The sequence below is a fragment of the Bacteroidota bacterium genome, from assembly GCA_016713925.1.
GTDB lineage: Bacteria > Bacteroidota > Bacteroidia > AKYH767-A > OLB10 > JAJTFW01.
Window position 1 is genome coordinate 1,122,769 of the sequence record JADJOH010000008.1, and the last position, 12,448, is coordinate 1,135,216.

The window sequence follows — 12,448 nt, forward strand, 5'->3', positions numbered from 1 at the left end:
TCATGAAAATTTATACTAAAACCGGAGATAAAGGTCAGACCTCATTGATTGGTGGAACAAGAGTCCCCAAGCATCATCTCCGCATAGAAGCCTATGGCACAGTAGATGAACTCAATTCCTGGATCGGCCTCCTCCGCGATCAGCCCATTGACGACCATAGCATCACCATCCTGCTCGAAATTCAGGATCGGCTGTTTACCATCGGCTCTCATCTGGCTAGTGATCCTGAAAAAAGTCGCATGAAATTGCCCGAAATCACAAATAACGACGTGCAACTTCTCGAAAAAGAGATCGATTTGATGGAGGATGAACTTCCGGAGTTAAAATCTTTTGTGCTTCCGGGAGGTCATCCCGTCGTTTCTTTTACCCATATTGCCCGTTGTGTTTGTCGCCGATGTGAACGCTTAGTGACTCATCTCAATGAGGAAACACCTATAAATGAAGTCATTGGAGTGTATCTGAACCGGCTTTCAGATTATTTATTTGTCCTCAGTCGATTCCTGGCGAGTCGAAATAATGCCGCCGAAAGCCCCTGGATGCCGAAAGTGTGAAAAAAACATCATAAAAATATTTGGTTTATTAGTATTTCATTTTATTATTTTTGCGCCCCCTCCTTGAGGATTTAAACTATTCTTCTCACTAATCGTAAAACGACAATTAAATTTCAAATATGTACTGGACCCTCGAACTTGCACAACACCTTGAAGATGCCCCATGGCCGGCAACAAAGGATGAATTAATCGATTATGCTATTCGTTCAGGTGCTCCGATGGAAGTGATCGAAAATCTTCAGGAATTGGAAGATGAAGGTGAACCCTACGAGAACATCGAGGAAATCTGGCCGGATTATCCTACAAAAGATGACTTCTTCTTTAATGAAGACGAGTATTAACTACTTCAGCATTAGACCCCTTCTCAACAAGGGGTTTTGTTTTTTTCTACGATGGGGTATATACATTTGAATTGCGAGTGCTGATTTATGCCGGAGGTTTTATTTGATTTGTCCGGGATGTAGTGGATTAAAAAATGTTTCCTGCCGGCGAATGCTTTTGTGAATGCTGTACTTCAGGTATTCAATAAAAAACAACCTGAATAGAAACATCACTGTTCCTGCCTTTATCATCGGTGCAGGAAATTTTAATTTTTCCTTCTACCGGACTAAAAAAATATTTGTCGCCTGCTTTAGCCGTTTTATAAAAATTATCATTGATGAACCAACTCACCGTAGTCACATCTGCCGCAACAGCACAACTCAGCTCCAGCGATCGCGGATCATCTTTTTCGATGAGATATTCCTGTCCTTCTATTAAACTAAGAATGCGCGGTTTGCTTCCTTCAAAGAGTCGCGTGCAAAGCGGATTATGCGGAGGAGGTATTTTTACGGGGACATTATTTTCTCTGTAGAATTTCAGAATTTCAGCCGGAGGGTTTTCGTAGATTTTTTGCTGAGAACCCTCTTCAGGTAGACAGGCGGTACAATAGCTGATGGTTTCTTCATGATCGACAGCATAAGCGGTAAGGTGCGTGCAGGTGGCAGTGCTGCTCATCCCGGGAAGAAAATAATCAATGACTTTTTCCGTACAGCGTTCGCCGGGGATATATCCACTCTGTGGACAAACATACCGGAGGTCTAAGTGCGCGTCGGGTTTATACCAGTTTCCTGTTCCGTTGTAATCAATACTGTTAAAAACCTGGAAGAGGAGGGGAGTGGCCATATCCGCACCCGTTAGTTCAGGAATTCCTTTTCCATCGAAGTTGCCTATCCACACCCCAACTGTATATCGCTTGTTGTACCCAATGCTCCATCCATCCCTGCGACCGTAGGAAGTACCCGTTTTCCATGCTACTTTCGGAATATGTAAACTGTTTTCAAAGAGATGGGGTAAGTCGCTCCTGTTCATTTTGGTGAGAATACTGCTCAGGAGATAGGCGGCAGAAGTACTGATGATTTGCACGGAATCTTTGTTTCTGTGATCAGCCTGGTTATAACGGTTAGGGAGATACGAACCATTGTTGGCGAAAGCAGAATACACGCCGCATAGTTCTTCCAGCGTCATGCCGCAGCCTCCGAGTATGGTGGACAACCCCAACTGATGTTGTTTGGCAAATGATCTGCAGCCTGCTTCCAATAATTTTTCACGGAAATCAGGAATGCCGATTTTTTCCAGCAGATGCACCGCCGGAATGTTCAATGATGCCGATAAAGCATCTTCGGCACTGATCAATCCATGATAACGCATGTCAAAATTCTCCGGACTAAATCCATCGTAATTCACAGGGACATCGGCCAACATGGTTTTTGGGGTGATTAATCCACGGTCGAATGCAAGTGCATAAGCCAATGGTTTCAAAGTACTGCCCGGAGAACGAATCGCTTTTATGCCGTCTACCTGTCCCGAATAATAGGGATCGGAATAATCCTGACTTCCGGCGTAAGCAAGTACAGTATGTTGTAAATTATCGATGACCAATACAGCCCCGTTGGCGATGCCGATATTTTGCAATCGCTTGAGATGGTTGTAGCAGAGCTGAGAGATTTTCTCCTGCATATCCGCATCAAGGGTGCTGTGAATTTCATGATCGGCAGTTTCGGCGGTTAGTCGTCTGGAAAGATGGGGAGCTATGAAAGGCAATGGACGACGATGCATCTCGATGGGTTCCGTCATGGCTTCTTCCAGATCACTTTGATGAATGACACCTTCGGCATTCAATTTCTTCAGCCAGCGGTTTCGCTCACTGAAAAGAAGCGCATTGCCGTTGCCGGGACGCAAGGAAGAAGGGCGGTTGGGGATAATGGTCAATGTCACCGCCTCCGCAGGACTCAATAACGCCGGTGCCTTACCGTAATAGATGAGAGATGCCGCCTTTACCCCTTCAATATTACCGCCATAGGGGGCGAGGGAGAGATAAAACCCAGAATTTCATTTTTGGAATAATGCAGCTCCAGTTGAATCGCCCTGAATACTTCAATGAATTTACTCCCGATGTTCCGCGATCGGGGTTCAAGTAATCGAACCACTTGCATAGTAATCGTAGAGGCTCCCGAAGTCCGTTGTCCTTTGATGACATTATTAAAGGCTGCCCTCACAATAGCCATCGGATTGAATCCCGGATGATAATAAAAGAACCGGTCTTCCTTACGAATCAATGTCTCCAGCAGTAAACGATCTACCGATTCCGGCATACAAGCCATTCTCCATTTATCATCTGCACTCAAAAATACATTGAGCACTTTTCCCTTTCGGTCATACACCACCTTCGACCATGAAGGTTGCGGAATGAAGGAAAAGGTCAAATCCAGGATGCCAAATACGAACGCAACGAGTATCAAGGAAAATAAAATCCGCCGGACAGTTGCTTTCATCTATAGCCGTTCACTAACCGATAATTTGATCAATCTTTTCTGCCAGATTTTTATCGCGATCAGTAATGACCCCTCCGGCATCGTGCGTGTTCAGACTTATTTCAACGGCATTGTACACATTTCTCCAGTCGGGATGATGATTCATCTTTTCTGCAATAAAGGCGACACGCGTCATGAAACCAAAGGCTTCGGTAAAATCCTTGAACTTGAAAGTCTTCGTTAATTTATTATCTTTTTCGATCCACATCATACTATTATTAATTAAAATATTTCACTGTATATTAACCTAAAAACTTCATGCTAATTAGGAACTGACTTTTTTACCACCGAGGCACTAAGAGCACAAAGTTGCACAGAGCTTTTACAAAATAATCTCCACGAACCTCAACGTATCCCAACATACCCCCACGTATTTCAACGTATATCCATCTATATCCATCTATATCCATCTATATCCACGTATATCATTCTACTGCGAAACGATAATCCTACCCGCACCATGTATAGAATGGTATTCTCCGGAGTACATGGCGTCAGCACTGACGGGGCCCATGACGTAGTTGCCGGGGCTTACGGCACGTACAACGTAATAATAGTACTGTGGCTGTTGTCCTATCGAAGTGTAGATGTTAATGCGGTCATCACGCATGTCAATATATTCAGAAGCACTATTGTTCTTGATCCAGTCCAGATCAGGGATGCTGCTTACTCTTGGATTTTCGATTTCAAATCCTGCGGGGAGTAAATCGGTGACCACAACATTTTCGACGAAGGTTCTGCTGTTGTTTTCGAGTGCGATTTTGACAACAATTAAATCGTTTTGTTTGAAACTATTGCCGGTAATTTCTTGTCCGGTTCGGCTGTAAAAAGTTTTTCTGACTTTTAGTATTTTATCTTCCTGTAAGAAACTTCCATCTGAAGTAAGACCGGAGCTGGTCCAGAAATAATAGAGGTTTCCATTGCCGTTGGTCGTAATGTTTACCTTGTTATTTACTAATCCTTTTCTGATGATCAGATCTTTTCCATCAAAACTATAGGGTTTGCCTCCCTCTGTAGTAAGATTGGCGGTGATAGTAGATTGAGCCACTTTCTTACTGAATTTTCCCAATGCCAGGAAACTGAGCGCGCGTTCCTGCGTATTCATCCAACTGTTTTTCTCCAATTCCTTGCTGAGATTTCTGACGAGTTCTCCTACTTGTGGATGGTCCGGATCTGAGTGAAGCAAGGCGTTTAGGGCCATCGCCATGTCACGGATGTAACTGTAAAAACTTCCGCCGGTAGAGGATATACTGCGTTCCCCTTCAAAAGCCTTTGGCAATAACTCGTTGTACGTTTTTCGATCACCAATGGCCAGGTACGTGCAGGCCAACAGGTATTTAGAATCAATCGCCAGCTCTTTAAACTTCGATTTATAATAATTCATACTGCTCTTGTCGGCTTTGTTGTTTAAAGCCAAAACATAAAGAGAGTAGAAAATATCTTTCGCAGGAGATTTTCGGATGACCGTTTTGTTTGAGCTGTCATAATACCAAATCTCTTCTGTGTTTTTTTCCTTGATATTTTTTTGCAGAAATTTTAACAGCTTCTCCATTGCAGCCGCGTTGACCTGATACCCTGCTTTAGCCGCCTCCGTTAAAAAGTGTGCTGCATATACGCTGGTCCAGTTATTACTCATGCTGCTTCCCGGCCAGGTGACAATACCGCCATTGTAGTGCTGCAGACTGATAATTTTACTAATGCCCGCCTGTACATTCGTTTGCACGTTGATGGTATAGCCCGGTTTATTGGAGATGGTTTTTGCAAGATCTGCAAAGTATATCTGTGGAAAGGCAGTACTGATCGTTTGTTCCGCACAGCCATGAGGATAATCTAAAAGGTAGTTGAGGTGGTCTGCGAAATTGACCAGCGGTGATTTGCTGATGTAGAGTTCAGCACTTGCAGAAGAGGGGATAAATCCGGTTTTCATATTTATTTCTGCTACCGCTCCTCCTTTTATACTGCCACTTCCGTTTTGTTTTTGCAAGCTCGCCGGTGGACGAATTGTAATTTCCGTCTTGTCACGATAACTTTCATTCCCGTTTTTCACCTTCATCGTAAAGCTTCCTGTTCCACTGAGGGCTCCGGCAACCACTTTATAGAGGATGCGCTCTTCTTTACCCGGCTCTACACGAATGGAAGTGTTGGGAGTATTCACAATTTTGATTTGCCCCTCAGTTTCCGGTTGCAATGTAGCATTGATGAGTTGTTTGGTGGTATTACTGAATGTTACCGGTACATAAACCGTATCACCAGGACTCGTAAATCGGGGAAGTGAGCTGCTGATAACAATAGGATCAGCAACTTTAATATGTGCTTCAGCACTGCCAAAGGCATTGTCCTGATAGGCTACAGCCATCACCCGCAGGTCACCGCTAAAGGAAGGGATATCCATGGTGTAGGAGGCAATACCCGAAGCATTGGTTTTTAAGAGGCCACTCCAGGCAGAAACCAGTTTGACCCGTTTATTGGTGATGGGATTTACTCTTTTTGCCAGGTCATAACCGTCTCCACCGCTGCTGGACCTACGCTGTTTGATATCGGGTAGTAAATAAGGATAGAGGTTGTAGGATTCCACAGCCAGCGATCTCTTTTGATAAAAATATTCGTAGGGATCAGGCGTTTTTGAATTGCGTAGTTGCAGGATACCCTCGTCAACAACTGCAAGCGTTAGCTCCACATTTTTTCCGGGCGTGGTTTTAACCTGGATGACTTGTTTGGTGATGGAACGGGATTTCTCAGCAGCGGTAATGGTCAATGGGATTTTATTGTTTTTTCTTCTACCATCACCGGAATGACACCATGAGCAACCGTAAGTGGAATAGATCCATCATCGGCTTTTCGGAACAGCGTGGCCGTTATATAGACGTTTGGAAGTAAGTCCTTAGTGATAGGGAGAACCAGTTCTGCGGCCTTTTTATCCGTGTTGATGTAATAGTACTTCAGTACTTCGTTTTGCTCCACCGTGATGAGCAGCTTGCCGTTGAAGGGTGTTTTAAAAAGGAATCGGGCGTTTTCACCCGGACTATAGCTTTCTTTATCGCTGCCGATGTCAATGGTGCCTTCAGTATTTACTGCAAACGAATTGCTTCCGGTGAAGCCCCATCCATAGGCATAAAAATCCTGCTGAATAAACCGGTCAGATCCCGGAGCACTTACCCGCATCACATATTCTCCGGATTCATTCGGCGTAAATGGGATCACTAATTCACTGTTACCAATATTGACCTGTCGGTCCTGAAGTACCTTTTCCTCTCGCTGTGACACATAATAAAGTCGGTTACCATAGTCGCGTTGTAAAACATTGTGGTAATTGATTTTTATAATTCTGATTCTTGCTGTGGAAGCAACGGCTTGTCCTTTATTGTTCAGTGCGATCAAACCTAACTGAAGAGATTGCCCGACACCGGCATAGTATTCACTCGTTCTTGATCCATAATAAACCGCTTGTGTTTCTACGTCAAAAGCAGCTACGCGATTGACCGGTCGTCCGGTTTCATCGAATACAGTGACAAATGCTTTGCCCTGTAGTTTGCCGGTTTCCCGATACATGGGATCAAGAAATAGGGATTCAGTAATACTTCCGTCATTTCCTGTCTTGCCTTGTTTAAATACCGCGGGGAAATTAATATGATCAATTCCTCTGATGCCAAAATTGAATCCTTCATAACCCTTCGGTTGAAAATAAGTTTTGCTCAAATTGAATTGTATCTCATAATTGCGACCTGCTGCTGCCGTGCCGAAGAGGTTGTTCGCCATTGCCGACAATTTTACGGAGTCGCCAATCGCATATTGTGCTTTATTGGTTGTAGCTTTTACACTGATACGGTCCGGCATAAATTCTTCTACACTGATGGCTTTACTGCTGAGTAAAATGTCATTGGCAGCATAGAGCTCAAGGGTATACGTTCCTGTAACTGTTCCGGCAGGAAGTTTAAAATCCTGGGTGGAGGCTCCTTGTGCGTTGAGTGTTTTGCCTTGTGTACTGAATTCTCTTCCATTCGGCAAGACCAGCTTAAATTTCACAGGCATATTTTTCATCGCTTTCCAATCGCGGTTTCGAACCACGGCATTGAAATTCATAGTTTCTCCCGGACGATATATTTCCCTGTCTCCATAGATGAAGGCCATGTATCCATTATCGTTTTCGCGGTAGCCACCGGTTTCAAAGCGACTGGTTTCAACACGTGTGTCCGATAAGAGCATGTAGTTGTAATCGTTCCCGCTCTTTGCCGTAATCAATGCCGGCTTAAATTGTCCAAAACGCTCCTTGAGTCCGGTAAATTTCACCATCCCTTCATCGTTAGTCTTTCCGGAAAAGAGAACCTGGTTGTTGGAACTGATGATGTTTACATTCAAGTGCTGAAGGGGCGTGGCTTCCTTCACTGAATTGGCGAAAACGATGATCTGATCCGTTCCTGTTCGGGCAATTAATCCGATGTCAGATACGGAAACCAGTTTCGTGGCTTTCATCCAGTTGTTTTCAGAGGATCGTGCACTGATCAGATAAATACCTTTGAAGGGAAGCTCATCATCAAAATTCAGGCTCAGCAAACTCTGACCGTTTTGTCGGGGCAGATCCTTGACTTCATACTCCTGATCCATGATCTTATTGCCATACCGTTCCGGCTCATAGTCATTGTAGACATAGCTATAGCCATTCTCTTCCCCTTGCCAGTCTTCATATCTATTGTTATTCATGAAAGCAAGAATGTTGTTCTCATAAATTTTATAAATGGAAACTTTTATTTTTGGAATATTGACAATTTGCAAAGCAATTTTCCGACTCCCTTTCGAGGTCAGGTACATCCCCTTGGTATTGACAAAACCAATGCCCGGCTCCTGTTCTCCGAAAGAAATGTCACTGTAGTAGTCGTTGCCAAATGTGCCACCCAGCACCCCTTGTAAATTTTTGTTGATGGTAATGGAGTAGGAAGAGCCTGCGGAAAAGCCGCCCCGAAGAAGAATCCCTGATTCCATTGTCTCCACTCTATAAATTGGAGAGGGTTCTACAGCAATTAGTTTTTCAAGATCATTGGGGATAACCGGCTGGTTGGTATAAAGCCGGATGATTCCTTCTCCATTTTCAAAAGTGGTTTCTGTACTTGTAATTTCTAAAGAGGATACAGGGTTTACAGGGGCACTGTATGTAAGTAGAGGCGCGACTTCGGTACATTCAGTACACTTGAGCCCTTTATTGATAGTTATGATGATTTGACCATTTAAGGCTTCACCGCGTTCTATCCCCTCTGTACGGATCTGCAGGCTTTTCGAGACCGGCTGATCGCCCACTGCAACAACTGCACTTTTCCCGTTAATCTCAACACTTAAAAGTTGAGCCAGTGAAGAGGGGTCTATATCATAATTAAAATGCAAGGTGGCATTTAATGTTAGTTTATCTGTAGATCCCGGTGAAAGTGTCCACCAGGTTTGAATCCCTTTTATCTGCAGCGCACCCGTGCTGAAACCGATTTCCTGCGCTTCAAGATTCAGCGTTCCGGAAGAATATTTAAGCAGAGCGGTACTGAGGTTGATTTTGTAGTTGGTAGCCGGTTTAAATCCCGCTGCCGGACTAAAAACCAATTGCTTTGAAGAACTCCATTTAAAGACTCCCTTTACCGCAGGTTCGATGCCCACATAGGCGGTCGAATCCCAAATCCCCAGCACACTATCCGGTGCAAGGCCGTGGCTGAAATCAAATACAAGGTTTTGAAAAATATCAAGGGTGTCACTGAGGTTAGAATCTACCAGAGTTACACGGTTTCCGGGAGAGCAGGAAATGATAAACAGGATCAGGCAAGTGCCGGATACAAGAAATAAGCGTTTCATAAGTTGGTTTAGGTTTGCTGGGATAACGGAATTGTAAATGGATTGATATATCTGTGTAAAAATAATTTTTTTAGCGGTTCAAATTGGCTTTTCGAGTCTTTCTTTAAGATATTTAATTTCTCACTTGCAGACTCCTGAATCGAACGGGTTTTATGGATTTAAGGCTTGCTCGATAGATATGAACATTCATTTTTTTAATGAGATGGCATGGATTTGTTGCTTTCCTGTAACCTTAGTTACTTAATCACTCCTCAAAGTTCACGACCTTTGTAGCCTTATCTATAGTTATGCTGAACAAACTGAAAAGTTCCTTCTTTCATAAATGTCCCCGTTGTCTGGAGGGAGATATGTACGCGGATATGAATCCCTATCATTTAAAAGAAACTGCAAATATGTACACCCATTGCCCGAAATGCAATCTCAATTTCATCCCCGAGCCGGGTTATTTTTATGGGGCGATGTATGTGAGTTATGCTTTTACGGTAGCCGTTTCCGTGGCTGTGTTCATTGCCCATTATCTCTTCTCCTGGGAGCAGGGTACTTTGTTTTTTATCATCATGCTGACCATCGTCTTAGCCGCACTGGCCCCATATACTTTCCGGACATCCCGGGCTATCTGGTTGAATTTTTCATTAAGTATGATCCGGAACTGAGGAAGAAAGTACTTAAAGGCAGTTAATGTGATCTGCATTCGACGATTTACAGAAATAGGGATCAGCTTTGTTTTCTCAGGAAGGGAAGTGTGAATGCAATAGATTCATCTATACTCCTGAATTGAAAACCTTCCGCTTTTATCTTTTCCGCTGAATAATGAAACCGGCTGCGCGCTGATCGTGCCGTTTCCCTTGTGATGAATGGCTTGCCACCGGTGAGCTTACAACGGATAAAGTCTATAGGCCAGACGAGTGAAGTCATCCAGGATTGAATCTTTATGGAAGGGGCTTTAACTTTGAGTCCGGCTGCTATTTTCTCAAAGAGCTTTTTGAAACTTAAGTCTTCTGCATTGAGAATGTAGCGTTCACCGGTCTTGTTCTTCTTCCATAAAAAAAGTATGGCGTCACAAACATCTCTTACATCAACAAACCCGCTTACACCCTCTGTATAAAACGGAAAACCATTTGCTACCTTTTTAAATAGTTCGGAACTGCCTTTATTAAAATCACCAGGTCCTAACACAATGCTTGGGTTAACCATGACTCCGGGCAATCCTTCGGCTACTCCTCTCCAGACTTCCCTCTCCGCACCATATTTACTGATCGCATAGTTCGAAGGATGTGTGGTGGGGTCCCAATGCGAATGTTCATCTAATTGTTGATCTCCGGAACTCCGGCCCAGTGTGGCTACAGAACTTACAAAACAGAAGTAACGGAAATTCGTGGTTTCGAGACATAAATTTACAAGATTTGCTGTTCCTTCTATATTCACCCGCTCCATCTTTTGCGCTTCTTTGGGAATAAAAGAGATCATGGCAGCACAGTGGAAAACGGTATCTATGCCTTCGCATGCCCTTTCTAATGTGTCCAGGTCGAGCAAGTCTCCCTCCAGCCATTCAATTTGAGCACTAAATTGATCTTTTTGGCTGAGGTACTGATCAAAAAACCTCGTGCTCGCTCCCTTTCTTTTCAATGCCCGAACGGTATGGCCTTCAGAGAGGATGGCATAAAGCAGGCGGGCGCCAATCATGCCGGTTCCTCCTGTAACTAAAATCATTGGACAAAGATAGTGCATTCGGGTAGGCAAATATATTTCCGGCGGGGCAGGAGGGAACTTCGGCTGTGTAAAATTTGTACGATTCCCTAATGATAAAGAAACCCTGACGAAGACCCTTCGCGTATTCGTAATATGTAAATTTGCAGCGGACCAAATCAGGATATAAAAGCCATTAAGGAATAGAGCTATGACATTACCGCAACCACTGAATTTTATTGAAGAACTGAAATGGCGGGGGATGCTGCAGGACATCATGCCGGGTACTGAGGAAATGCTCAGCAAAGGACCTGTAAAAGGCTATATTGGATTTGATCCAACTGCAGATTCACTGGGTGTAGGAATCTGGTACAGGTAATGACCTTGTTGCATTTCCAACGCTGTGGTCATCAGCCGGTTGCCTTGGTGGGAGGTGCTACCGGAATGGTAGGTGATCCTTCCGGTAAATCCGCTGAAAGGAATTTGCTGAATGAAGAACAGTTGCAAATTAATCTGAATGCCCAGCGCAAACAACTTGAAAAATTTCTTGATTTCTCTGCCGGACCATCTCAGGCGATGATCGTTAATAACTAATACTTATTTAAAAACTTTTCCTTTCTTGATTTTATCAGAGATGTAGGCAAGCATATTACTATTAATTATATGATGGCGAAGGACAGTGTCCAGCGCAGAATGGAGACCGGTATTTCGTTTACAGAGTTCAGCTATCAGTTGGTGCAGGGATATGACTTTTACTACCTGTGGAAGCATCTGGATATGAAATTACAGATGGGCGGTTCTGATCAATGGGGGAATATTACTACCGGCACTGAACTGATCCGGAGAATGGAAGGCGGCGAAGCGTTCGCCTTAACCACTCCGCTGATAAAAAAAGCCGATGGAACTAAATTCGGAAAAACGGAAGGTGGAAATATCTGGCTTGATCCTGCAAGAACATCTCCCTATAAATTTTATCAGTTCTGGATGAATAGCTCTGACGAAGACAGTAAAAATTATATCCGCATTTTTACTACTATGACTAAGGCAGAGGTGGAAGCCCTGGAATCTGCCCATGATCAATCACCGCATCTTCGCCTGTTGCAGAAAGCCATCGCTAAAGAAGTCACGATACGAGTGCACAGTGAAGAGGATTATAATGCAGCAATGGAAGCCTCTGAGATTCTCTTTGGAAATGCACCAACAGAAGCGCTAAGCAAATTGGATGAAGATACCCTGCTCAGTGTTTTCGAAGGAGTCCCTCAAGTCAATATTTCAAAGTCAGATTTGGAAGCCGGCATCGCTCTTTTGGATCTGCTCGCTGATAAATCCGGTATATTTCCCTCTCGCGGTGAAGCAAGGAAGTTGGTGCAAAGCGGTGGTGTGAGTATCAATAAACAAAAAGTCAGTGATCCCAATGCACAACAAACAGCCACTGATCTCCTGCAAAATAAATATCTGCTCATCCAAAAAGGCAAGAAAAATTATTACCTCATCATCGCAAATTGAAATCGGTTCATTAAACTGTATCCCAAC

General features: G+C 43.7%; 7 protein-coding genes and 2 pseudogenes. 4 read left to right on the forward strand and 5 right to left on the reverse strand.

Annotation, left to right across the window (positions count from 1 at the left end):
• Positions 1-2: 2 nt before the first annotated feature.
• Together IPJ86_18565 and IPJ86_18570 are read left to right on the forward strand one after the other, a co-directional pair.
• On the forward strand, positions 3-551 hold the full coding sequence (locus IPJ86_18565) for a cob(I)yrinic acid a,c-diamide adenosyltransferase (protein ID MBK7889222.1): 549 nt from the start codon (positions 3-5) through the stop codon (positions 549-551).
• A 119-nt stretch (positions 552-670) separates the two neighbouring features.
• Positions 671-892, forward strand: coding sequence for a DUF2795 domain-containing protein (locus IPJ86_18570; protein MBK7889223.1), 222 nt, complete (start codon positions 671-673; stop codon positions 890-892).
• Between the two features lie 181 nt (positions 893-1,073).
• Here IPJ86_18570 and pbpC read toward each other — a convergent pair.
• From pbpC to IPJ86_18590, 4 genes and pseudogenes are all read right to left on the reverse strand, one after another.
• Positions 1,074-3,364: pseudogene (pbpC, locus tag IPJ86_18575) on the reverse strand (penicillin-binding protein 1C).
• Between the two features lie 13 nt (positions 3,365-3,377).
• On the reverse strand, positions 3,378-3,611 hold the full coding sequence (locus tag IPJ86_18580) for a 4a-hydroxytetrahydrobiopterin dehydratase (GenBank protein ID MBK7889224.1): 234 nt from the start codon (positions 3,609-3,611) through the stop codon (positions 3,378-3,380).
• A 222-nt stretch (positions 3,612-3,833) separates the two neighbouring features.
• Entirely contained in the window at positions 3,834-6,158 is a 2,325-nt protein-coding gene (locus IPJ86_18585) for a hypothetical protein (protein ID MBK7889225.1), read from the reverse strand.
• Positions 6,155-9,229, reverse strand: coding sequence for a hypothetical protein (locus tag IPJ86_18590; protein ID MBK7889226.1), 3,075 nt, complete (start codon positions 9,227-9,229; stop codon positions 6,155-6,157). The genes IPJ86_18585 and IPJ86_18590 overlap by 4 nt, the downstream gene beginning before the upstream one ends.
• 287 nt (positions 9,230-9,516) lie before the next feature.
• On the opposite strand from IPJ86_18590, the gene IPJ86_18595 reads away from it, so the two are divergent.
• A complete protein-coding gene (locus IPJ86_18595) occupies positions 9,517-9,882 on the forward strand; it encodes a DUF983 domain-containing protein (GenBank protein MBK7889227.1) in 366 nt (121 codons plus the stop codon).
• A gap of 61 nt (positions 9,883-9,943) precedes the next feature.
• Here the strand turns inward: IPJ86_18595 and IPJ86_18600 are convergent, their stop codons facing one another.
• Positions 9,944-10,939, reverse strand: a complete 996-nt coding sequence (locus tag IPJ86_18600; GenBank protein MBK7889228.1) for an NAD-dependent epimerase/dehydratase family protein — start codon at positions 10,937-10,939, stop codon at positions 9,944-9,946.
• A gap of 205 nt (positions 10,940-11,144) precedes the next feature.
• On the opposite strand from IPJ86_18600, the pseudogene IPJ86_18605 reads away from it, so the two are divergent.
• Positions 11,145-12,421 (forward strand): annotated as a pseudogene (locus tag IPJ86_18605) (tyrosine--tRNA ligase).
• Positions 12,422-12,448 lie beyond the last annotated feature (27 nt).